Here is a 22,721-nt window from a genome sequence, read left to right on the forward strand (position 1 = left end):
GTCGCCCGAGGCGAACCTTCAAGGGAACCCGAGGGCAGTGTGAACTATGCAGCGTTCGCGCAGGCGAGACGGGGTGAGTAGACGGTGAGCGAGACGCGGGAGGTGACGGTCGGCGAAGCGACCGACGGCACCGACGTGACGCTCCCCGTCGTCGAGTTGCTGACCGGTCGCGGGTTCGTCACCGGGAAATCCGGATCGGGGAAGTCGAACACGGCGTCGGTGATCGCCGAGGAACTCCTCGAGGCCGGCTTTCCGCTGCTCATCGTCGACACCGACGGCGAGTACTACGGACTGAAAGAGGAGTACGAGATGCTCCACGCGGGCGCCGACGAGGAGTGTGACATCCAGATCGGTCCCGAACACGCCGAGCAGATGGCCTCGCTGGCGCTCGAGGAGAACGTTCCCGTCATCCTCGACGTCTCGGGCTACCTTGACGAGGAGGAGGCCGACGAACTCCTGCGAGAGACCGCCCGACAGCTGTTCGTCAAGGAGAAGAAACTGAAAAAGCCGTTCCTGCTGGTGGTCGAAGAGGTCCACGAGTACATCCCCGAGGGCGGTGGCCTCGGCGAGACCGGCCGACTGCTGATCAAGATCGGTAAGCGCGGGCGCAAGCACGGGCTGGGCATCCTGGGGATCAGCCAGCGCCCCGCCGACGTCAAGAAGGACTTCATCACGCAGGCGAACTGGCTCGTCTGGCACCGACTCACCTGGGAGAACGACACCAACGTCGTCGGACGGATCATCGACTCGAAGTACGCCGAGCTGGTCTCGGAACTCGACGACGGCCAGGCGTTCATCCAGACCGACTGGATGGACGCAGGCGTCCGCAAGATTCAGTTCCGGCGCAAGCGCACCTTCGACGCCGGGGCGACCCCCGGCCTGGACGACTTCGAGCGTCCCGAACTCAAGTCCGTCTCCGACGCGCTCGTCGACGACCTCCAGACCATCTCCGAGCGTAAGGATCGCGAGGAGGACCGCATCGACGAACTCGAGAAGCGCCTCGACCGGAAAGATTCCAGGATCGAGACCCTCGAGGACGAACTCTCCTCGGCGCGAGACGTCTCAGAGGCCGCCCGGCAGATGGCCGACGCGCTCTCCCAGGCCGAACCCGTCCAGACGACGTTTCCAGAGACGGGCGGCGACATGCGCCGACTGCACGACGAACTGGTCGACCTCGAGGAACGGATCGAGGAACTCGAAGCCGAGCGCAATGAACTCGAAGCGAAGAACGACGACCTCCGCGAGCGACTCGCGGCACGTGAACGGGAACTCGAGAACCGAGACGACGACTTCGAGCGTCTCGAGGCCGAGAACGACGAGCTTCGCGAGCGCTGTCGCGAACTCGAGTTGTGGCTCGAGCCCGCGGATTCGGGTGGCGAAGGGGTAGTAGACGGCGGTGCCAACGAGGGGGCGACAGTCGACGGTGACGGAAACGTTGCCGAGAAGGTGGAATCGGAAGCGGAGGAGGGAGAAGAGACGCCGATCCTCCACGCCGACGGCGACGACCTCACGTTCGGCTACACGCCCGTCGCCGACGCGAGCGAGGACGACATCCTCGAGACCGGTGCGGCTGACGACCCCGCGACGGGACCGATCGACCTCGACATGATGATCCCCGACGAGCGCGACACCATCGAGGACCTGCTGGCCCTCGAGGAGATTTCGACTCGCGTCACGGCGGCCTGCGACGACTCCCGGTGTGACGAACCGACCGCTCGGCGCGTCATCGAGACGGTCGCCATCGACGGACCGCTCTCGACGACCGCGACGGCGGAGTCGGTCGGCCGCTCGCCCGTCGCCGTCCAGAGCCTCCTCTCGGAACTCCGAACCCGCGACGTCGTCGACCGCCGGGCAGACGGGACTTACGCCCTCGAGCCAGGACTGCTCGACGCACTCGACAGGGAATCCGCGGTCGACAGAGAGTCCGCACTCGAAGCGGACGCCGAGTGAGCGGCGTCGTCGACTGGTCCAGCGGTTGTGGTGCGCAAATGGCTATAGAACGTATAGTTTGTGTTGCTCGAGAATCACAACCACACATCCGGGAGTGTTTTTAAAAATCGGGGAGTGATCGTCGTATGAACGACAGCGACGTGAATGTCGACGGCGACGAGGACGACGTAGACACCGGCGGCGACGTGGACATCGACGTCGACCGACTCAAGTCCGTCCTCGCCGCCGAACTGGGGACGAGCATGACCGGACTCAAGGTCGTTGACGACGGCCTCAATCTGATTCTCGAGGTGTCGACCGACGACGCCAGCGGCCCGTACGTGCTGCGAAAGCCGAACAAGTTGCGAGATGCAAGCTACATGAACGACCTGCGACGGGAGTACGCGGTGATGGAGCGGCTTCGCGAAACTGCGATACCGGCGCCGGCTCCCATTCTGTACGGCGATGACGAATCGATCTTCGGCGATCCGTTCTACCTGATGACTGCACTCGAGGGCGAACCGATTCCCCTCGGCGAGGACCTCCCCGAGCGCTTTCGGACGCCGCAGTCACGAGAACGGGTGGCTGCACGACTCGTCGAGACGCTCGCCGACGTTCACGTGGTCGACCCAGAGCCGTTCGCGGACGTCTGTCACTGCTTGACGCCGCGGGCCCGCGTCGACCGCGCCGTGGAACGACTCGAGGAGACGGTCCAGGTGACGGGTCACGAGGTGCCGACGCTCCGGTCAGTTGCCGGGTGGCTTCAGGAACACGCGCCGACGGAGACGAGGACGACGCTCGTCCACGGCGACTTCAGACCAGGAAACGTGCTCTTCGCTGGCACAGACCGACCCGAAATCACCGGCGTCCTCGACTGGGAAACGGCCGCGCTCGGCGACCCGCTGATCGACCTCGGCTACCTGCTGCTCCGGTGGCGAGACGCGAACGACTGGCGACCGTCGCTCGAGGCGCTCGAGGCGCGACACGGGTACGAACACGAGGGCGCGCTCCAACAATTACGGGAGCAAAACGAGCGCGGCCTCAGCCCGTTCACGGCGAAACCCGGGAGCCCCAGTCGGTGGGACCTGGTCGCTCGCTACGAAGCGGCGACGGGATTCACGTTGGAGCACGAGCGGTTCTATCGGGCGCTCGCGGCGTTCTCGCTCGCGGTCGTGTGGGAGGACCTCCATCGAGACCGACTCGAGGTCGGGGATGCGTCGGATTGGGAGCCATACGTCGAGTACGCGTCGCTGATGGCGGACGGTATTGTCGGCGGCGAGTTCCCGCTGTAGCGACGTCGACACTCTCGAATTCTCAAGAAACCGCCGGTATCGCGGGTTACGGGTAGCAGGTACCGGTTCGAGGATGAAGGTCGACCGTAGACGGCGTGGCGAGCGGCAAGGCCGACGCGAAGACAGGCGCGATAACCGACCGCGACGAACGACTACGACGCTCGCGCGAGCGGCGTCAGACTCGAAGTGTTTCCGCCAGTATCGCCTTCGCTCGAGGTCGTGCCGTCAGTGTCGTTCGTTTCGTCGGTGCCGTTACTCGACTCCGGACCCGACCCCGAACGCGCCCCGGACGCCCCGTCGTCGGCCGTCTCCTCGATCACGTACTGCTGACCGAGCATCGGGTCGAGCAACTCGTTGACCGCCGCCCGGTCGTCGGTGAGCACCGGCACGTCGTTGGTGTTCGGTTCGGCCATGTAGTTCTCAATCTCCCCGGAGAGGTCGATCGGGAGGCCGGTGTTCCGGTTTCGCGCCTGGAGGTCGGCTTCCGAGTAGCGCGTGGCGTTCTTGGTCGCGACAACCTGGATATTCTGGACTGCTCCGGTATCGGACGTACGGAAGCTGTACACCTGCGGGAAGACCTCGTCCATGGTCGCGTACTCGGCGCGATAGAACTGTGAGGCCGGGCCGCTGGGCGCGGAGATGACGTTCGAGATGAGGACGCCGTCCTCGCTCAGGTGGTCGTCGACCACTTGCATGAACTCGACGGTCGTCAACTCGAAGGGGACCTGGTCGCGCTTGAACGCGTCCAGGACGATCACGTCGTAGGTCTCGTCGCTGTTCTGGAGGAACGATCGCCCGTCTACGGTGTGGGCCTGGAGGTCCTCTGACTGCTCGAGGCCGAAGTAGGTCTCGGCAGTGGTGGTCACCTCCTCGTCGATTTCGACAACGTCGATCTTGACGTCGTACTGGCGCTCGAAGTCCTGCGGACCGGTGTAGCCGCCACCCCCGATGAACAGCACCCGGTCGACCGACTCGGGACTCTCGGCCATGAGCATCGTCAGGTGAAAGTACCGCGTGTACTCGAAGACGTGCCGGTCGGGATCGTTCAGGTCGCGCGCGCTGTGGCGCGTGTCGTCGAGGTATAGCGTTCGGACGTCGCCATTGTCGACCACCTCGAGTTGCTGGTGTGGCGTTTGGGTCTGGTAGACGACGTCGCCACGGGGGTCGAGGCCGATGGAGCTACTGGTGGCGGCACCGACCAGCAGGAGCGAGACGACGGTAACGATGGCGAGCGTCCGCCTCGACGGCCGCGGAAGCGACACGACGACAGCGGTTCCGACGAGCACGAACCCGAAGAAGAGGCTGATCTGCGTGATCGACAGCGACGGTATGAGCATGTACGTCGTCACGCCGGAGCCGACGATGCTCCCGATGGTGCCGAGCGCGTACACGTGCCCGGAGGCCTCACCGATGCCCTCCTTGGCCGACAGTTCCGCCGCGTAGGGGCTGATGAACCCGAGGAGGTACGTCGGCGGCCCGAAGAGGATGATGATCGACGGGAGCGAGGCGTACCGCGGCGAGAGCGGGATGGCTGCCGTCGCGTACAGCAACATATCGCTCGTGTAGATGATGATCGCGATGTAGATTGCCGTGGCGAACAGCAACCATCGCATCTGGCTGTTCGATGCTCGCTCCGCCGCTCGCCCACCCTGCCAGTAGCCCAGACTCAGTCCGGCCAGAAAGACCGTCAGCAGGCCGCCGACCGTGTAGATGTGACTCCCGAACTGCGGTGCGACGATGCGCAGCGCGAGGATCTCGAGACCCATGCTGACGACGCCGGAGACGAAGACGGCGAGTTCGGGTTTCGAGAATTTCGTCGACTCGAGCGCCCGTGAAACGTCCATTAGCCGCCCAAAGTGGGTCCACTGACGAGTACCTGTTGGATCGATCGACGGCCTCAGTTTCGTTTCGGCATCGTCGAGTGACGAGTCGTCGCCTTCATGTCCGCCCGTTTCGAGGGCGAGCGGGCGACGGTCGAGTACATCGTCCCGCGCCTGCGGCGGCTGCTCGAGCCGCCGAAGGGGCCGCCGTCGTCTCCGGTGCTCAGGAGGCTGTCATCTTCGTCTTCGTCTTCTTCGGCGTCGTCGGCCTCGTCTCTTTCATCGCCGTTCTCCTCGTCGGTATCGTCTCCATTTGCCTCCTCGTCCTCAGTATCTGCTTCGTCCTCGGCATCCGCCTCCTTGTCGTCACCGAGCCCCGCTGCCTCGAGCCCCGCTTTCAGGGATTCGACTTCGTCACCGAACCCGCCGACTGCATCCTTGAGCGCAGACGAAATGGAGTCCTCGAGGTCGCTGTCGCCGTCAGTTTCGTCGGCCTCGTCAGTTTCGTCGCTGTCAGTCTCGTCAGTGGCTTCCGCTGGTTCACTATCGGACTCCGACGTGGATTCCTCGCTTTCGTCCGTCTCGTCTTCGTCCTTCTGATCCGCTTCGCCTTCCTCGTCCATCTCGTCTTCGCCCGACTCGTCCTCGTCCGTCTCGTCTCCAGCCGCTTCACCCTCCTCCTCGTCGGGTTCATCGGCGTCGTCGCTCGCCTCGGTGTCGGCCTCGCTGGCCTCCTCGTCACCCGTCTCGACCGCGACGCTCTTCGTGAGGAGGCCGTACAGATCCAGCACCGTCTCCTCGAGCGAGTCCGCGTCGTCCAGGTCGGGATCTGAATCGGGATCGGGGTCAGCGAGCGAGGCCAACCGCTGGAGAGCCCGCAGCGTGGCGACCTGGCCAGGGTCGCCGTTCGCGATCGCCTCCGGGAGCGACGACGGGGCGGAGCCGTCGGGAAGCGTATCCAGGCCGACGCGCTCGAGCAGCGACTGGACGTCACCCTCCTCGACGAGTTCGTGTGCTTCCTCCGCGAGCGACGGCAGGTCGGTAGACGAAATCGGCTCTGGAAGACCGTCCTGGGCGCCACCTTCGAGGTCGGCGGTCAGTTCGAGTGGTCGCCTCTCGTCACCACCGTCACCGCCGTCACCGCCGGCCTCGTCGTCCGCATCGCTTTCGTCCGCCGTCTCGCGGATACCGAGGTCGTCGAGCGCCGCTCGAGCGTTGGTCAATAGTTTCGTGATGCGGTCGTCCGTTTCTGTAGTCATGGGTAATACGCTCCGTTCCGGTCAGGTTTCGTCCTCGAGCACGGCGTCGACGATCTGCTCGCGCATTTCATCACCTTTGAGGTTCGCCTTCACGCCGACGTCCTTCGCGACCGACTGGAGGTCCCGGTAGGAGAGCATCTCCAGGACGTCCTCGAGGGTCTCCCGGCGCAGGTCCTCGAGCGTGTCGAGGGAGGGTGGACCGTTCTCGACGATCGCTTCGGTGTCCGTTTCTGTCTCTCCTTCTTCGCCCGAATCGGATTCTCCGTCCTCGGTCGTGGAGTCGTCGGATTCGTCCCCCTCCTCGCCCTCGTCGGACTCCTCGAGCGCGTCGTCGGTAGCGCTCTCCTCCTTCGCGTCGCCTTCCGCCTCACCGGCGGCGACTCGTTCGGCCAACCCCTCCTGGCCGAACTCCTCGAGCCAGGCGGCGATCGCGTTCCGGAGCGACACGACGAGTTCCTCGAGGAACGTCCGGAGGCTCAGGCCCTCTTCGATCGCGTCGGTAGCCGTCTCCTGGATCGCCCCGCCGAGGCGTTCGCCGATCGAACGACCGAACCGCTCGCCGATTCGGGCGCCGGCGGCGGCGCCGATTTCGCCGGCCTCGAGTTCGTCGCCGACGCCGTCTCCGTTGATGACGGACTCGATGTCGACGTAGTCGAGGGCTTCCTCGACGACGATTTCCTGCAGTGTGGGGTCGTCGCTCATTCAGATCCCTCCGTGGCCGGCGCGACGGTTGTTGATCCGCTTCTTTCGTCGATCCGCCTCGAGTGGCAGTTGCCCTCGAGTCGTCCGCTGATCACGGGGGGGTTCGTCACGACTCGTCATTTTCGTCAGTGGCGTCAGCGTCGTCCTCGTTGTCTTCGCTATCCTCGCTACCCTCGCCGTCCTCACTGCCCCCGTCTGCTTCGCCGTCATCGCTGTCTTCGCCGCCCTCACTCTCCTCACCCGTCGACTCCTCGTCTGACTCGCCGGCTTCACCACCGTCTTCATCGTTCTCACCGTCGGCCGCCTCGTCCGATTCGGCCTCGTCTTCCGCCGACTCGTCAGCGTCGTCCGTCTCCTCGGATTCCTCCTCGTCGCTCTCGAGGATCGAATCCACGAGGACGTCGCCGAGCAGTCGGCCGACCTCCTTGCCGACCGTCCGACCGACTGTCGCACCGATGAGTCCGCCTAACTCGGGCCCGATCGGTTCTTCCGAGTCGAACTCGTCCTCGAGGGAGGTGCCCTCGAGCAGCGATTCGAAGTCAATGCCGTCGATGATCTCGTCCACGTCGACGCGTTGGGTCAGTGTGTCGTCGGTCATGCAGTTGCCTCCGCTTCCTGCTCCTGCTCCTGATCCTGGTCCTGACTCCCCTCTTCGTCATCCGATTCCTCGGCGCTCTCGTCGCCGTCGCCTTCCGACGCGGCTTCCAGCCGTTCGATCACCTGCTCGAGGACCGACCGGACGATCGTCGCGAGTACCTTCTCAATCGGCAGCGAGGAGATGGCTCGCTCGAGCGGGTTGCGAAGGGTGTCGACGATCGAACGGCCGATGCCGCGGAACCAGTCGGCGATCGAAGAGAGGACGCCGCCCTCGCTTTCCTCGCCGTCCTCGGCTTCCTCGTCTTCGTCGCCGTCACCCTCGCCCGAACCGATTCCGGGCAGGAGTCCGCCGAGTCGGTCCCGCAGTCCGCCGAGGAGACCGGTCGCGGCGCTCTTGAGCCCGCCTGGGATCTTCCCGAGTGCGTTCGAGATGCTCTCGAGCGGCGACCCCAGGCTATCGAGGAGGCCAGTTACCGACGACAACAGGTTACCGAGAAGGTTGTTGTCGCCCGGTCGGGCCGAGACGTCGAGGGTCACTTCGTTCAGGTTCACCTCGAGCCCGAGGACGTCCAGAAAGAGGCCGTCCAGGTCGAGGTGAGCGACGCCGGTGGCGTCCTCGCTCTCGTAGACCTCCTCGGCGTCGCGGTCGTGTTCTTCGCCGGGTTCCTCGCTCTCGCCTCCCGCTTCTTCCTCTCCCTCGCTCTCGCCGTCACCCTCGTCCGCTTCGTCGCCTTCACCGTCACCGTTTTCGGATTCTTCGTCGTCGTCAGCCGAACCGTCCTGATCCTCGGAGTCGTCGGGTTCTCCGTTGTCAGTCTCTTCGTCGGCGCTTTCGGACTCGTCCGCCGCGTCGCTCGAGTCATCGTCGTCTTCGGAATCTGCGGTTCCGTCGTCGGAACCGGAAGAGTCGTCTGTCTTTGTCTCTGCTTCGCCGCCGTCCGGTAGGAGCGTCCTGGGCTCGTCGCCCTCCTCGGCGAGGGTGACGGCCGACGGATCACGGCCGACGTCACCCCTCGAGGTCTCGCGCTCGGCGGACGGCCTGTCATCTCGACTGTGTTTCTGGGCGACCATGATAGTATCCGTGAAGATATACAATGATCTCGCCCGTGTCATTTGGCCTTGCGTGTGCTATCCGCCGACGAGCGATGAACGTTGAGGACGAGCGGTGGACGGAACCTCGAGTGTCGAAGCATCCGGCAGCGACACCAGGAGAGCGACCTCGGCCCTAGCTGGTGGGTTCCTGAACGATCGCGAACCAGAAGTCCTCGATCGATCGAACGAACTGGAAGAAGTCGTCTGGGGCGACCGGTTTTTGGATGTAGTGGTCCGCGTCGACGTCCTGTGACCTGACGATGTCCTCTTCGGCGTCCGATCCCGTGAGAACGACGACCGGAATCTCCGCGAGCGCCGGCTCGTCGTTCAGTTCCGAGAGGATCTCCATTCCACTTTTCCCCGGTAACTGCGGCTCGAGCAAGATGAGGTCCGGGCAGGAGTTCGATTCGTACTCCCCTCGCTGATAGAGGAAATCGAGCGCGTCTTCGCCGTTAGTTACTGTGTACAGACGGTTCGCGAGTTTCGCCTCGTGCAGCGATTCCGTGAAGAGTCGCGTATCGCCCGGGTTCGGTTCGACCAGCAGGATCGTGATTGGCTCCTCCGTCCCCGCTTCCTTCGCACTCATTGCGGAGCGTAAACGTCGAGACGGTATAACCGCCTCGTTACTCGAGTGCGCCCACCCGATTCTGGTCTCGAGCAGATGAAACTGGTTCGATCAGCACCCGATTCTGGCGTCAACACGCCGTTTCTCCTGAATCCGGCGAAAAGACGACTCCTCAGGTCGGATCGGTTCCCCTCGAGTCAGCGGCGCTATCGAATCTTCTCGCCGAGCCCGGCGTCGCCGTGGGTCGTCAGCAGGTCCGCCTCCTCGCCAGCCGCGAGGATCATGCCGTTCGACTCGACGCCGAACAGTTCGGCGGGTTCCATGTTCGCCAGCAGGACGCACTTCGTCCCCGGCAGCGAGTCGAGGTCGTGGAGTCGCTTGATCCCGGCGACGACCTGGCGGGTCTCGAAGCCGATGTCGACCTCGAGGCGAGCCAGGTCGTCGGCGCCCTCGATGCCCTCGGCGGCCTCGATTCGGCCGACGCGGATGTCCAGTTCCTGGAAGTCCTCGAAGCCGATTCGATCCTCGAGCAGGGGCTCGAGGTCGCTGGTGTCAGCGTCGGCGTCCGCTTCCGTGGTGTCTGCGTCGCTCATGCCGCCATCTTCGCGCTCGCCGGGTTCGTCACTTTCGGTTTCGGTTTTGGTTTCCTCGCCCTCGTTCGAATCCGCGTCTTCAGCGGCGGCCGCAATCTTCTCCTCGAGCTTCGTCTCGAGTGCCTCGACGCGCTCGTCCTCGATTTTCTCGAAGAGCTCGCCGGGTTCCCCGAAGGTCCGCGGCGGCGCCTCGAGGGCGTCCTTGAGGTGGGTGTCAGCGACCGCGCCGTCCTCGCCGAGTTGCTCCCAGAGCGCCTGAGCCTTGCCGGGGGCAATCGGCTCGAGCAGGACGCCGACGGCCTTCGCGATCTGGACGCAGTCGCGGATGACCTGGGCCTGCTCGGGGTCGCCGTCCTCGAGTTTCCAGGGCTCGTTGCGCTGGATGTACTCGTTGCCGAACTGGGCGAGGCGGGTCGCGGCGAGGCCGACGTTTCGGAGGGAGTAGTCGTTGACCGCCTCGCGGAACTCGCCGATGGCGCCCTCGATGCGTTCCCGGACCTCATCTGAAACGGCTGCGTCGGGCGTCCCCTCGAAATTCCGCTGGGCGAACAGCAGCGAGCGGTACCAGAAGTTGCCGATCGTCCCGACGAGTTCGCCGTTGACCTTCTCCTGGAAGGCCGTCCAGGTGAAGTCGATGTCCTGCTGGAGGCCGCCGGTCGTCGTCAGGTAGTACCGCAGGAGGTCTGGGTGGAATCCCTCCTCGAGGTACTCTCTGGCCCAGATGGCGCGATTCCGGCTGGTCGAGAGCCCCTTACCGTCGATGGTGATGAAGCCCGTCGCGGCCACCGCTCGGGGGGCGTTGTAGCCCGCGCCCTCGAGCATCGCCGGCCAGAAGACGGTGTGGTGCTGGATGATGTCTCGACCGATGACGTGGACGATTTCCCCATCGTCCTTCCATACGCGCTCCCAGTCGTACTCGTCGCTCCCGACGCGCTCCGTGTACTGCTTCGTGCTCGAGATGTACTCGATTGGCGCGTCGACCCAGACGTAGAGCACGATGTCCTCGGCACCACCGTCGCCGATGTCGGTGTCCGGATAGTCGATCCCCCACTCCATGTCGCGGGTGAGACACCAGTCCTGGAGTCCCTCCTCGATCCACTGGCGAGGCTGATTACGGGCGTTGTCGGTGCCCTCGAGGCCGTCCAGGAATTCCGTCAGGTAGTCGGCGAACTCTGAGACGCGGAAGAACTTGTGGGTTCGCTCGCGGTACTCCGCCGGGTTCCCCGTGCGGACGCTCGTCGGGTTCTCGATTTCGCCCGGCTCGAGGTGGCGCTGACAGCCCTCGTCGCACTCGTCGCCGCGGGCCTTCGCGCCGCAGTAGGGACAGGTGCCCTCGACGTAGCGGTCGGGCAGGTAGTCGTCGGCTTTCGGGTCGTAGGCGACCAGCACCTCGTCCTCGTAGACGTACCCCTCCTCGTCCAAGGTGCGAACGATCTCCTGGGTGAGTTCGACGTTCGTCTCGTCGTGGGTGTGGCCGTAGTTGTCGAAGTCGACGTCGAACTTCGGGAACGTCTCCAGGTACCGTTCGTGAAATCGCAGGGCGAACTCCTCGGGGTCGACGCCCTCCTTTTCGGCGGTGACGGCGATCGGCGTGCCGTGCATGTCCGAGCCGCTGACGTAGGCCGTCTCCTGGCCCAGCGTCTCGAGGGCGCGGTTGAACGCGTCGGCGCCGATGTAGCCGCGGAGGTGACCGATGTGAAGGTTGCCGTTGGCGTAGGGCAACCCGCAGGTCACCACTGCGGGGCGGTCCGTCGGGAAGTCGTCGTGGCTCATACTCGTCACCACTCGCCCGCGGGCGTAAAACCCGCCGGTTTTCGCCGCGCGGAGGGGGCAATTCCTGCCGGCTCGAGCGGCCGTCGAGGCAGTACCCGCGATGCGTGTTGGACCGACTGCGAGTCCTCTGAGATCAGGCTTGCTCGAGAATCAATTCCGTGATGGTCGACGGTGCGGTCGTCAGTGATCGGTACCTTCACCAATCAGGAGGCGTTCGTGTCATAACTTAATAAATAGTCTATCGACAGACTGCGTCGATGGTAGTTCAATAGGTATTTAATCAATTACCTGGAAACGCACACCCATGGTACGTGATACCTGGGCAACGCGGACGGGGTTCATCCTCGCCGCTGTCGGTAGCGCAGTGGGACTTGGAAACATCTGGCGGTTCCCCTTCCTGACTGGTGAATCGGGTGGCGCCGTGTTCGTCGTCGTTTACCTGGCTCTCGTCGCGCTCATCGGCCTCCCCGTGATGCTCGTTGAGTTCGTCATCGGGCGACGGTCGGAACGGAATCCGGTCGGCGCGTTCAGACGCCTTGGCCACCCGTCCTGGAAGTTCGCGGGAGCCATCGGCGCGTTAGCGGGCTTCATCATCCTCTCGTACTACAGCGTCGTCGGCGGGTGGGTGCTCCAGTACATCGTGGCCAGCTTTTCGGGCGGGTACACCGGCGACACGGGAGCGTTCTTCGTGCAGACGGCGTCCGGCACGAATGCCATAATCTACCACGCTATCTTCATGGCGCTCGTCGCCGGCATCGTCTCGCTGGGCGTTCGTGACGGCCTCGAGCGAGCGGCCAAATTGATGGTGCCGAGCGTCATCGTGCTCCTCGTGATCCTCGCGGTCTACGCCGCCACGCTACCCGACACCGGCCCGGGGTACGAGTTTTACCTCTCGCCGAACGTCGACACGTTCGCCTCCGATGCCGTGAACATTCTACCCGCCGCGGCCGGACAGGCGTTCTTCACGCTGTCACTCGGGATGGGTGTCATGATCACCTACTCCTCCTATCTCGGCGAAGATCGAAATCTGCTCAACGACTCGCTCATCATCGTTGCCATCGACACGTTCATCGCGATCCTGGCGGGGCTGGTCACCTTCCCGTTCCTCGCCTCTCAGGGCCAGGATCTGGTGCAAGACGGTGGCGGGGCTGGCGCCGTCTTCATCAGTCTCGCGGCCGCGTTCGAGACCATGCCCGCCGGCCATCTCGTGGGCGGCGTCTTCTTCATCATGCTGGCGGTCGCTGCGCTCACCAGCGCGTTCAGCATCCTCGAAATGGTGGTCTCGTACGTGGTCGATACCTTCGACATCGCACGCGTTCCGGCGACGCTGGCGCTGGCAGCGATCATCTTCGTCATCGGCCTGCCGACGGCGATGGACCTGAACTACCTCGACGCCTACGACAAATTCGCGAACAACATCCTGCTGATCGCTGGCGGGCTCGTGCTCTCGCTGTTCATCGGATGGGTGTTCGCCTCCGACGCGCTCGAGGAACTCGGCCAGGGGCGTGGCGGCAATGGCGGATTCGACACCTACTGGATCAACGTCGTTCGGTACGTCGTGCCGATCGCCCTCCTCGTCACGCTGGCGCTCGCGATCCAGGAGTACGTGGAGTTCCTGCAGACCACGTTCTTCTGACGGTCTGAGTCGACGTTACTTTTCCAGCGCCCGTTCGCCCGTGAGTCTCGATTCGAGGTGGCGCCGATCAGTCGCTCGATTCTCCCCACTCAGTCGTCGCTGCCGCCGCTCGTCTCGGCCCGTTCGGCCATCATCGAGGCGGCGAGGCCGGTCCAGTCGCCCCAGTGGAACCCGGCCAGGGCCACCGCTGCCCAGCAGACGTAGGACAGGACGATACCGACGTAGATTCCGGGGAGCCCGTACTCGAGGGTGACCCCGAGCAGGTACGAGCCGCCGAGCATGAAGACGACCGTCCCCGTCAGTCGAGCGTAGAACGGCGTCCGCGTGTCGCCGGCCCCGCGCAGGGAGCCGGCGATGGGGAAGAAGATCCCGAAGAACAGCATCGAGACGGCGAATACGCGGGTGAACTCGACGGCGTAGCTCGCAGTCAACGGATCGCGCGTGAACACCCACACGAGCGGTCGCGCGGCCGCGAACAACAGGACGCCCGAAATGCCGAGGGTCACGATCCCGAGGGCCAGAATCGACCGGGCGGCGTGACGCGCCGCCGCGGGCTCGCCCTCGCCGAGCGTCTGGCCGACGATGATGCTCGAGACGGTCGAACTTGAGCGGTACAACGGGCCCGTAAATTGTTGATAGATGCGGCGACCGATGTGGTAGGCCGCGTTCGCCTCGGTGCCGAACAGGAGGATCAGGGCGTTGAACGGGAAGTTCGCGAGCGACGTACTCATCCCCTCAGCGACGTTCGGTAGGCTGACGGCGAATAGCTGGCGGGTGATGGTGAGGTCCCGCGGTCGAGCGAGCGAAACCGGTGTCCAGGGGCTCGCGATGGCCGCGACGACTGCGCCAGCCTCGACGGTTCGACTGGCCGCCGTTGCGACGGCCACGCCGACGATTCCCATGTCGGGGGCGATCCAGACGCCGAGTCCGAGCGCGACCGTCAACACGACGTTGAGCCCGTTCGCCCCGCCGTTGACGACCATCGGCGTCCGCGTGTCACCCGCGCCCTGTAACGCGTTCGCCCCGACGAGACCAATGATGCGCATCGGCGCCGCGGCGAAGACGATCGCCAGGTAGAGCCCACCGAGACGGACGACCGCCGATTCCGCCCCGAGCACGGCGATCATCCAGTGGCTGGCGACCAGCCCGGCGATGGCGAGGGGGATGCCACAGAGGGCACCGATGAGAAGTGCCTGGGTGATCGCCCGGTCGCGCGTGCGTTCCGCGCCACGGCCCGTGTCCTGGCTCGAGAGCGCGATCGCGCCGGTTCCGAGGCCGAGGCCGATCCGGAGCGGCAGTTGCCCGTAGAGGTCCGCGAGGCCGACCGCGGCGACTGCCGCGGGCGAAAACAGGCCGGTGACGATGACGTCGACGGTCCGCATCAGGGTCGTCAGCGTCTGCTGGACAGCGACGGGCCAGCCCAGGCGCAACGCTCGCCGCCAGACCTGCCGAACGCTCTCGTCGACTCGGAGCATCTACTTGACGAACGGGACGTCGACGCTTAACAGCCCCCCGGTCGCGGCGAAACGGTCGGACGACCGTCTCGTCCGGCGAGTACCCGCCCCTCGAGCGAACGGCCCCGTCTCCGCCGGACAGTCGGGGACCAGTTCGGGACGGGTGACTCGAGAATGGGAGTGTCGTCGACAAGAGGTCCCGTGAGATTGCGTGAACGCGATACTCGAGCCGATCTACCTCAGTCGCAACTCGAGACGGGTGCCGTCGCCTGCGGCGTCAGTTCGGCTACGTCCGCGAGGAACGCCTCGAGCATCGCTCGCGTCACGTGCGGCGTACACACTACGCGCAGTTCGCCCGATCCGGTCCGTGAAATTCGCCAGCCAGCCTCACGAAGCGCCTCGAACGTCGGCGTCGACACGTCCGCTGCGACCAGCGGGAGCGTCGGCTCGACGACGTCGTAGCCGAGCGCCTCGAGTTCGCCGGCCAGCCACTCGGCGTTCGCCTGCGAGCGCTCGTACTGGGCGGCGTACCCGCCGGGCCAGAGTTCCTCGAGGGCGGCGACCGTGCTGGCGACGCCCGCCCCCGACCGCGTGCCGGTGAGCGTCGCCTGCGAGGTCGTCTCGAGGTAGGGCGTGTCGACGGCGAGTTCGTCGAGCAGGGTCTCGTCCTGGACAAGGAGGCCGCCCGCGGGGACGGCCGCCTGGCCCATCTTGTGCGGGTCGATGGTCAACGTGTCGACGCTCGCGTGCGCGAAGTTCCACTCGTAGTCCGTGAACGGGAGGACGAAGCCGCCCCAGGCAGCGTCGACGTGAAAGAGCGCGTCGACTGCTCGGGCGACCTCGCCGAGTTCCGGGATGGGATCGACGCGTCCGTACTCCGTCGACCCGGCGACGCCGACGACCAGGGCGGTCTCCTCGTCGGCGGCCTGGCGAACGGCCTCGAGGTCGGCCCGGTGGTCGTCGTCGGTCGGAACGACGCGGAGATCGACCTCGAGCACGGTCGCGGCTTTTCGGAAACTGAAGTGGCCGGACTCGGGCATCACGACGTTCGGACGGTGATCGTCGGCGCGCTCGCGGGCGATTCTGACGGCCTGGAGGTTCGCCTCGGTGCCGCCGCTGGCGACGTACCCAGAAGCCTCGGCGAGTCCGGCGACGTCGCCGAGGCGCGAGACGGCCTCGCGCTCGAGTTCCGAAACCTGCGGATAGGTGCCGGGATCGCCGGGGTTGGTCGCCAGAAAGCGGACGGCGGCCTCGCGAGCGACCGGGTGTGGCTCGGTGCACATAGAGGAGAGTACCCGGTCGAACGACTGCGGCTCGGCTCGCATACCTCTGTGGAGGAGAGTCGGCGGTTTAGTGGTTGTCGTTCTTGTTCGTACGCGCGGGGCGGTGTCGAGGCGAGTGTGAGCTGGTTCGTCGGCTGGTCGGAGACGGTGGGAAGCGCCGAAACCGAAAAATCCCGGACTGTTTCACCGGGTAATTCTCGAGTACGTACGAACGTTCCGGACGGAAAACGGCGGTATCGAGACGAGCCCATCGACGCACACGGCCCAAATCGACGGTAACGAGCCATTATTCGCGTGCCAGTCCGATGGTCGATCGTCTCTGAAACTCTTCGAACCACGACTAATCGTTCAAAAATACGTGAACGAACCCAACAGTTCGAAGTAAACTACGTAAATTTAATGAGTGTGATAAGAAAAAGTTTATGTGCGAAAGGCGGGGTTACGCAAGTGCATGGCGCAGAAGTCCCCCACTACCGACGTTGAATCTTCGACTACCCTTCGAAACTCACTGGTAAGCCGTCGTTCCTACGTTCGATCGATCGCGACGGCCGCGGTCGCAGCGGGCGTCTTCGGTGGCGTTGCTGACGCCGCGGCGGCAGAGAGCGACTACGAAACAGTGACCCTCGACCCCGGCGAGGACCACCAGGTCACCGTCGGAGATGGCGAGACGCTCGAGAACGTCCTGTTCGACTGTACGGCTGAGGGCGCGCGCGTAACCATCGCGGCCCACGCGACCGACTGGACGATCCGCAACGTCGGTATCAAGGGTGAGTTCGACGTTGGAAGCCCCGACGCAGCCTTCGGGATTTCCGACCAGGGTGGCAATACCTCGACCATCGAAAACGTGTACGTGGCCGACGGTGCGATTCACGGCTCGGAAGCCACCGACGAGACCGCCTTCTGGGTGTCTCCTGAGCACAGCGGCCACATCGACTTCAAGAACGTCAACGTCCAGAACTTCCCGGACAACGGCATCTACGCCTCCGCGCCGGCCGGCAAGGGTGGCGGCACGATCCACATCGACGAGTGCTACGCCGCGAACAACTACGTGGCGAACTTCCGAATCGGCTCGGCGGGCAGCGCCGTCACGAACTCGAGCGTCCAGGTCGACCGCGACGGCTACGGCGGCCGCGGCATCTGGGTGTGGGCGCCCGGCGAGTGCGAGATCGACAACTGCCAGCTCAAGCTCGGCGGCCACAACTACGCGATCGACGCGGGCGCGAACGGGAGCGGGACGTCGGTGACAGTGACCGACACCGACTACAGCACGGACTTCCACGGCGGGGTCAACGAGACTGCCGGCTCGAGCGTCGACTTCGGCGACGGCGTTGGGAACGACCCCGAGCCGACGATTCCCGACGGCGTCCCCGAGACGGCCGAGGACGCGGCGAGCGGGAACTGAGTCGCCCTGTTTGCTGACGTAGCGACGTAGCGGCCCTCCACGTCGCCAACGCGACTCTCTTTCTGCGTTTCATCGCTCTGACGGCACCTGCCACTCCAGTGTCTCCTTCGAGCGACTCGAAACTCGTTCGAACACGCCGAAACCACCTCCGCACTCGATAGGTCACTGCAACGACCCGTCGTAACCCGGGATTACGCTCGAGGCGTCGCTCGTTCGTTCATCGGTGGATGAAGGTCACGGCAGTCAGTCTATCGTCTCGTTCGGCCGTCAAGACGCGTCTCGAGCGGTAAGATACAATTACTGCCGTCCGTTACGCCGTCGCTCGTATAAACTATTGTGAGTAATTGTTCTTACTTTCGAAAGCACACGTTCCGGTTGCTGTTATTATCTGTAAATTCAATGGATGTTGTCTACGGAAGATTTAAACCAGTATCCTCGCATTACCCGAACGCATGGCACGCGACTCTTCGGTACTGGATGACGATTCGGCTGCGGGACACGACGGGAACGTCCCGCGAGACGGTAATACCACGTTACTCGATCGACGAAGCTACCTCAAGCTCGCGTCCGCGAGCGCGGTGGCGGGTCCGGCACTCGCAGCCGCCACCGGCAACGCCGCGGCAGCCGACCACGACGTGATCACGGTCCCCGCAGGACAACGTGAAGTGATCCGCGTCGAGTCGAACGAGACGCTCGAGAACACGCTCGTCGACGTCACCGCCGACGGGGCAACGGTCACTATCGCCGCCCACGGCACGAACTGGACGATCCGAAACGTCGGGATCAAGGGCCGCGTCACGAGCGAGAACGCCGTCTTCGGTATCTCCGATCGCCAGGGTGGCACCTCCAGAATCGAGAACGTCTACCTGGGCGACGGCGCCACGGACGGCCACCGCCACGGCGTCGGTCTGTGGGTCGCCCCCCAGCACAGCGGCCACATCGAGATCGACCGCGTGAATATCTCCGAGATGGGCGACAACTCGTTTTACTGCTCCGCGCCGGGATACAACGGCGCCGGCGGAACGGTCGACATCTCGAACTGTTACTCCCGGGACTCCTGGGTCGCTCACTTCCGACTCGGCGAGGGGACGGTCACGAACTGCACGGCCGTGAACACGGGCGCGCACAAGGACGGCCGCGGCATCTGGGCCTGGGCCCCCGGCGACGTCGTCGTGCAGGACTGCAACCTCGCGATGAACGGCCGGCACTACTCGGTCGTCGTCGGTGCCAACGGCGGCTCCTCCACCGTTCGGATGGAGAACACGCAGTACGACACCGGCTACAGCGGGGGCTTCAGACGAGCAGGAGGCTCGATCGACCTCGAGTCGGGCAACGGCACGTCGCCCGAGGACGTCGTTCCCGAGGGCTGTCCGACCAGCGCGGAGGCGGCCGCGTCGGGAAACGCGACCGGCGGTGAGAGCCGTATCGTATCCGCGACCGACCAGCGCGACTCGGCTGACCTCCCCAACGTCATCGTCTTCGACGGCCGCGACGCGTCCACGGCGACCACCGACTACGCGTTCACCGTGACCGGCGACCTCGAGTCGTCCACGGACGAGGGGGCGACGATCGACGAGGAATCGACGGTCGACGGGTCAAGCGCCGAGGGCATCGTCGCGAACTACCTCGACGCCTACCGCTTCGACGGTGAACTCGAGAGCCTCCAGCTCGACGGGGACGCCGCGGTTCGCGTCAACGGCGTCGAGATCGACCCCAGCGAGTTCGACGACCGCCCCGAGAACGTGCTCCTCGTCGAGGGCGCGGACGCGGACGTCACCCGCTACGAGTTCGTCGTCGACGGCGAGGTCGTCCCGTCGAATTACGAGAGAGCGACGATCGACGACGCCGACGCAATTACGGACGGTCACGTCCACGGAACCGTCGCGAACTGGAAGGACGCGTTCCGCTTCGACGGCGACCTCGAGCAGCTGACCGTCGACGGCCCCGGTGCCGTTTCCCTCAACGGCGAGGAAGTCGACCCCGGCGAGTACGGCGAGGATCTGCCGAACGTCCTCGAGATCGAGGGCACCGGCGAGCCCGCGAGCTACGAAGTCACGGTCGAGGGAACGATCGCGTACGAGGGCGACGACGACGAGGTGACGGTCCGCTCGGGAACGACCGTTCAGAGCTCGATCCTCGAAGGCAGCCAGCGCTACCGGTTCTCCGGTGCACTCACCGACGTGACCTTCACAGACGGTGCGGCGGCGGTTCGGCTTAACGACGAGACGGTCGATCCCGACGAGACCGGCGACGACGAACTCCTCCCCCACGTGTTCGTCGTCGACGGGACGAACGCCGATGGTCCGTCGACGTACTCCCTCCAGGTGGACGGGTGCGTTCGCAAGGCCGACTATCGAAACGCCTCGGTCGACGAGGGCGACCTGCTCGAGGACCGTACCGTCCGCGGCGCCGTCGGCAACTGGCTCGACGCCTACTGGTTCGACGGCGACCTCGAGGACTTCACGCTACTCGGCGACGCCGAGGTCGACGTCGTCTACAACGCTCGGGACCAGTAAACCAGTTCGGCGATTCGGTGGTACCTCACGACGCGATGCGGATCGAACGAAACGAGGGCCGTTCTAATTCTACGGAGACAGATCAATAGTATAATACGTCGTAGATGACAACCTGGGTGCATGTCTATGCCCGAAGCGCCCGTCGATCAGGACTCCGGTCCGGTCGTCGCCGCGACCGACGTACGTCGGACGTACCATCTGGGCGAACCCGTCCACGCCCTCGACGGCGTCTCCCTCGCGCTCCCCGAGGGGTCGTTCACGGCCGTCATGGGGCCGAGCGGGTCGGGGAAGAGTACGCTGATGAACCTGCTGGGTTGCCTGGACACGCCGGACGAGGGAACCGTCGAAATCGACGGAACGTCCGTCGCGGAGCTCGCCGGAACCGAGCGCGCACGACTTCGAGGCACCGAAATCGGGTTCGTCTTCCAGACGTTCAATCTCATGCCCCGGCTGACCGCTACCGAGAACGTCACCCTCCCGATGGTGTTTCACGACGCCGTCGACGAGAGCCGGCGAGACCGGGCGCGCTCGCTGCTCGAGCGGGTCGACCTCGGCGATCGACTCGACCACGCGCCGAACGAGTTATCGGGCGGCCAGCGCCAGCGGGTCGCCATCGCCCGCGCGCTCGCGAACGAACCCGCGCTCGTCCTCGCGGACGAGCCGACTGGAAACCTCGACACCGAGACGGGGGCTGAGATCATGGCCCTCTTTCGCGCCCTCAACGAGGCCGGCCGGACGATTCTCATGGTGACCCACGAGCGATCGGTCGCTGAACACGCCGATCGGATCGTCCACCTCGTCGACGGCCGAATCGACGAGATCGAGCACTTCGATGGCCAGCCGTCCGGCACCGATGGCGCGGAGGGAGATCGATGAACCTCCGGGAGAGCTTCCGCATCAGTTGGCGGTCGATAGCCGGGCACAAACTTCGCTCGACGCTGACCACCCTCGGCGTCATCATCGGCATCGCCTCGGTCATCACGTTCATGATCCTCGGGGGCGCGTTCACCGACGACATCCTCGGCGACGTCGGCGAGGAGAACGCGCCAATCATGCAGGTCCAGACCCAGACCTCGCCGGAGGCGGGCACCGGCATCATGATCGTCGACTCGCCGATCTACACCGAAACCGACGTCGAGACCATCGAGTCCATGGACGACGTCGCCTACGTCGCGCCGCTCGGGGACCTCTCGGCCGTCCAGTTAACCCGCGGGGACGACCGCGTCACCGGCAGTTTCACGGCCATCGCGACCAGCGGGGAGCGATTCGAGGACGACGACCTGTACACGCTCACCGAGGGCGAGACCTTCACCGGGGGCGACGAGGCCGTCGTCAACACCGGTGCCGCGCAACTGTTCGAGGAGAACGTAACGACCGGCGACGAACTGACGGTCGCCCTTGAGGACGGCTCGCGGACCACCGTCACCGTCGTCGGCGTCGTCGACGAGGACCTCACGGGGCAACCCGTTCAGCCCGCAGTCTACCTGCCCCTCGAGTCCCACTACAACGTCACGGTCGAGACGCCACGCGGAACGACGGAGCGGGCCTATCCGACGCTCGAGGTTCGGGCGAGCGGGCTCGAGACCGTCGACCCGGTCCAGGACGACGTCGTCGAGTACTTCGAGAGCGACGCGGACGCACGAGAACTCAAGAACGACGGGGATCGGATCGAGGTGCAGACGATCCAGGACGCGATCGATCAGGTGACCGGCATCATCGACCAGCTCACGGTCTTCATCGGCGGCATCGCCGCCATCTCGCTGGTCGTCGGCTCGATCGGCATCGCCAACATCATGATCGTCAGCGTGACCGAACGAACCCGCGAGATCGGGATCATGAAGGCTGTCGGTGCCCGAAAACGGGATATCGTCCAGCTGTTCCTCGTCGAGTCGGTGATTCTCGGCGCCGTCGGCGCGGTCTTCGGCGTCGCCCTCGGCGTCGGAGTCGGCTACCTGGCCGTCTCGGTTCTCGGGTGGCCGATGGTGTACCCGCTCGAGTGGATTGCCATCGCGGTCGCAGTCGGCGTTGGCGTCGGCGTGCTGTCCGGGCTCTACCCCGCCTGGCGGGCGGCCAGGGTCGATCCGATCGAGGCGCTCCGCCGCGAATAACCAAGTCACTCGAGCCCGTACCTGTATCCATGTTCGCGGACAGAGCCGACGCCGGGAACCAGCTCGCCACCGAACTCGAACGACGGGGCGTCGAGGCCGACGTCGTCCTCGGCATTCCGCGTGGAGCCCTTCCCATCGCCCGACCGGTAGCCGACGCGCTCGAAGCCGACCTCGACGTCGTCGTCGCGCGAAAGATGGGCGCGCCGTCGAACCCCGAACTCGCCATCGGGGCCGTCGCGAGCGACGGCGCGGTCTGGCTCAACGACTCGCTCGTCGAGCACCTCTCGGTCTCCAGCGATTACCTCGAGGACGTGCGCGAGCAGGAAGCCGAAAACGCGGCGACGAAGGCGGCTCGCTACCGCGACGAGGGCGAGGCAGGAACGCTTCCCGACCTCGAGGGAAAGCGCGTCGTCGTGGTCGACGACGGGGTCGCAACGGGGGCGACGGCCATCGCCTGTCTGCGCCAGGTACGTGAGGCGGGTGCGGCCCACGTCACCCTCGCCGTTCCCGTCGGCTCGCCGGATTCTATTTCCAGGCTCGAAGACGAAGCGGACGCGGTCGTCGCCCTCCAGACGCCGGCGAGCTTCCGCGCGGTCGGTCAGTTCTACCGCCGGTTCGACCAGGTGAGCGACGAGGAGGCGATGGCGTATCTGGATCGGTCCTGACCGAACGGATGTACTTGACGTTTGCCGATTCGTTC

At 65.1% G+C, this 22,721-nt stretch carries 17 protein-coding genes; 8 read left to right on the forward strand and 9 right to left on the reverse strand.

The annotated features are described in order from the left end of the window. Nucleotides 1-84 precede the first annotated feature (84 nt). Both NGM29_RS07875 and NGM29_RS07880 read left to right on the forward strand, forming a co-directional pair. Complete coding sequence (locus tag NGM29_RS07875) at nt 85-1,950, forward strand: ATP-binding protein (protein WP_254159923.1); 1,866 nt, start codon at nt 85-87, stop codon at nt 1,948-1,950. 125 nt (nt 1,951-2,075) lie between these two features. Next, complete coding sequence (locus NGM29_RS07880; RefSeq protein ID WP_254159925.1) at nt 2,076-3,221, forward strand: phosphotransferase family protein; 1,146 nt, start codon at nt 2,076-2,078, stop codon at nt 3,219-3,221. Nucleotides 3,222-3,373: 152 nt separating this feature from the next. On the opposite strand, the gene NGM29_RS07885 is transcribed toward NGM29_RS07880, so the two are convergent. From NGM29_RS07885 to metG, 7 genes are all read right to left on the reverse strand, one after another. Continuing rightward, on the reverse strand, nt 3,374-5,065 hold the full coding sequence (locus tag NGM29_RS07885) for a spermidine synthase (RefSeq protein ID WP_254159927.1): 1,692 nt from the start codon (nt 5,063-5,065) through the stop codon (nt 3,374-3,376). Between the two features lie 53 nt (nt 5,066-5,118). Next, nucleotides 5,119-6,300, reverse strand: a complete 1,182-nt coding sequence (locus tag NGM29_RS07890; protein ID WP_254159929.1) for a hypothetical protein — start codon at nt 6,298-6,300, stop codon at nt 5,119-5,121. Nucleotides 6,301-6,321: 21 nt separating this feature from the next. Then, the gene (locus tag NGM29_RS07895; protein WP_254159930.1) at nt 6,322-7,002 is read right to left on the reverse strand and encodes a hypothetical protein; all 681 of its coding nucleotides are present in this window, start codon (nt 7,000-7,002) and stop codon (nt 6,322-6,324) included. Nucleotides 7,003-7,108: 106 nt separating this feature from the next. Then, the gene (locus NGM29_RS07900) at nt 7,109-7,600 is read right to left on the reverse strand and encodes a hypothetical protein (RefSeq protein ID WP_254159931.1); all 492 of its coding nucleotides are present in this window, start codon (nt 7,598-7,600) and stop codon (nt 7,109-7,111) included. Beyond that, complete coding sequence (locus NGM29_RS07905; RefSeq protein WP_254159933.1) at nt 7,597-8,670, reverse strand: hypothetical protein; 1,074 nt, start codon at nt 8,668-8,670, stop codon at nt 7,597-7,599. The genes NGM29_RS07900 and NGM29_RS07905 overlap by 4 nt, the downstream gene beginning before the upstream one ends. A 154-nt stretch (nt 8,671-8,824) precedes the next feature. Continuing rightward, the gene (locus tag NGM29_RS07910; RefSeq protein ID WP_254159935.1) at nt 8,825-9,277 is read right to left on the reverse strand and encodes a response regulator; all 453 of its coding nucleotides are present in this window, start codon (nt 9,275-9,277) and stop codon (nt 8,825-8,827) included. Nucleotides 9,278-9,462: 185 nt separating this feature from the next. Further along, nucleotides 9,463-11,622 (reverse strand): methionine--tRNA ligase, encoded by a 2,160-nt coding sequence (gene metG / locus NGM29_RS07915; RefSeq protein WP_254159937.1) that lies wholly within the window; start codon nt 11,620-11,622, stop codon nt 9,463-9,465. Between the two features lie 304 nt (nt 11,623-11,926). Here metG and NGM29_RS07920 point away from each other — a divergent pair, with 304 nt between their 5' ends. Then, nucleotides 11,927-13,258 carry a sodium-dependent transporter gene (locus tag NGM29_RS07920; protein ID WP_254159939.1) on the forward strand — a complete coding sequence of 444 codons (1,332 nt, stop codon included), beginning with the start codon at nt 11,927-11,929 and terminating at the stop codon, nt 13,256-13,258. Between the two features lie 89 nt (nt 13,259-13,347). Here NGM29_RS07920 and NGM29_RS07925 read toward each other — a convergent pair whose 3' ends face one another. Continuing rightward, nucleotides 13,348-14,733, reverse strand: coding sequence for an MATE family efflux transporter (locus tag NGM29_RS07925; protein ID WP_254159941.1), 1,386 nt, complete (start codon nt 14,731-14,733; stop codon nt 13,348-13,350). Between the two features lie 218 nt (nt 14,734-14,951). Next, nucleotides 14,952-16,037: a tyrosine decarboxylase MfnA gene (gene mfnA, locus NGM29_RS07930; RefSeq protein ID WP_254159942.1), complete on the reverse strand. Its 1,086-nt coding sequence runs from the start codon at nt 16,035-16,037 to the stop codon at nt 14,952-14,954. A gap of 409 nt (nt 16,038-16,446) precedes the next feature. Between mfnA and NGM29_RS07935 the strand changes: the two genes are divergently transcribed. From NGM29_RS07935 to NGM29_RS07955, 5 genes are all read left to right on the forward strand, one after another. Further along, a complete protein-coding gene (locus NGM29_RS07935; RefSeq protein ID WP_254159944.1) occupies nt 16,447-17,397 on the forward strand; it encodes a hypothetical protein in 951 nt (316 codons plus the stop codon). A 452-nt stretch (nt 17,398-17,849) separates the two neighbouring features. Next, nucleotides 17,850-19,913, forward strand: a complete 2,064-nt coding sequence (locus NGM29_RS07940; protein WP_254159945.1) for a right-handed parallel beta-helix repeat-containing protein — start codon at nt 17,850-17,852, stop codon at nt 19,911-19,913. A 120-nt stretch (nt 19,914-20,033) separates the two neighbouring features. Next, complete coding sequence (locus tag NGM29_RS07945; protein WP_305882369.1) at nt 20,034-20,789, forward strand: ABC transporter ATP-binding protein; 756 nt, start codon at nt 20,034-20,036, stop codon at nt 20,787-20,789. Then, nucleotides 20,786-22,021: an ABC transporter permease gene (locus tag NGM29_RS07950; protein WP_254159947.1), complete on the forward strand. Its 1,236-nt coding sequence runs from the start codon at nt 20,786-20,788 to the stop codon at nt 22,019-22,021. Before NGM29_RS07945 ends, NGM29_RS07950 begins: the two co-directional genes overlap by 4 nt. Nucleotides 22,022-22,050: 29 nt before the next feature. Next, the gene (locus NGM29_RS07955) at nt 22,051-22,686 is read left to right on the forward strand and encodes a phosphoribosyltransferase (RefSeq protein ID WP_254159949.1); all 636 of its coding nucleotides are present in this window, start codon (nt 22,051-22,053) and stop codon (nt 22,684-22,686) included. Nucleotides 22,687-22,721 lie beyond the last annotated feature (35 nt).

Source organism: Natronosalvus rutilus (genome assembly GCF_024204665.1).
GTDB classification, from domain to species: Archaea; Halobacteriota; Halobacteria; order Halobacteriales; family Natrialbaceae; genus Natronosalvus; species Natronosalvus rutilus.

Coding starts and splice junctions, on each gene's coding strand:
- NGM29_RS07880 (WP_254159925.1), top strand. CDS start 2,076: ATGAACGACAGCGACGTGAATGTCGACGGCGACGAGGACGACGTAGAC.
- NGM29_RS07885 (WP_254159927.1), bottom strand. CDS start 5,065: ATGGACGTTTCACGGGCGCTCGAGTCGACGAAATTCTCGAAACCCGAA.
- NGM29_RS07890 (WP_254159929.1), bottom strand. CDS start 6,300: ATGACTACAGAAACGGACGACCGCATCACGAAACTATTGACCAACGCT.
- NGM29_RS07895 (WP_254159930.1), bottom strand. CDS start 7,002: ATGAGCGACGACCCCACACTGCAGGAAATCGTCGTCGAGGAAGCCCTC.
- NGM29_RS07900 (WP_254159931.1), bottom strand. CDS start 7,600: ATGACCGACGACACACTGACCCAACGCGTCGACGTGGACGAGATCATC.
- NGM29_RS07905 (WP_254159933.1), bottom strand. CDS start 8,670: ATGGTCGCCCAGAAACACAGTCGAGATGACAGGCCGTCCGCCGAGCGC.
- NGM29_RS07910 (WP_254159935.1), bottom strand. CDS start 9,277: ATGAGTGCGAAGGAAGCGGGGACGGAGGAGCCAATCACGATCCTGCTG.
- metG (WP_254159937.1), bottom strand. CDS start 11,622: ATGAGCCACGACGACTTCCCGACGGACCGCCCCGCAGTGGTGACCTGC.
- NGM29_RS07920 (WP_254159939.1), top strand. CDS start 11,927: ATGGTACGTGATACCTGGGCAACGCGGACGGGGTTCATCCTCGCCGCT.
- NGM29_RS07925 (WP_254159941.1), bottom strand. CDS start 14,733: ATGCTCCGAGTCGACGAGAGCGTTCGGCAGGTCTGGCGGCGAGCGTTG.
- mfnA (WP_254159942.1), bottom strand. CDS start 16,037: ATGCGAGCCGAGCCGCAGTCGTTCGACCGGGTACTCTCCTCTATGTGC.
- NGM29_RS07935 (WP_254159944.1), top strand. CDS start 16,447: ATGGCGCAGAAGTCCCCCACTACCGACGTTGAATCTTCGACTACCCTT.
- NGM29_RS07940 (WP_254159945.1), top strand. CDS start 17,850: ATGGCACGCGACTCTTCGGTACTGGATGACGATTCGGCTGCGGGACAC.
- NGM29_RS07945 (WP_305882369.1), top strand. CDS start 20,034: ATGTCTATGCCCGAAGCGCCCGTCGATCAGGACTCCGGTCCGGTCGTC.
- NGM29_RS07950 (WP_254159947.1), top strand. CDS start 20,786: ATGAACCTCCGGGAGAGCTTCCGCATCAGTTGGCGGTCGATAGCCGGG.
- NGM29_RS07955 (WP_254159949.1), top strand. CDS start 22,051: ATGTTCGCGGACAGAGCCGACGCCGGGAACCAGCTCGCCACCGAACTC.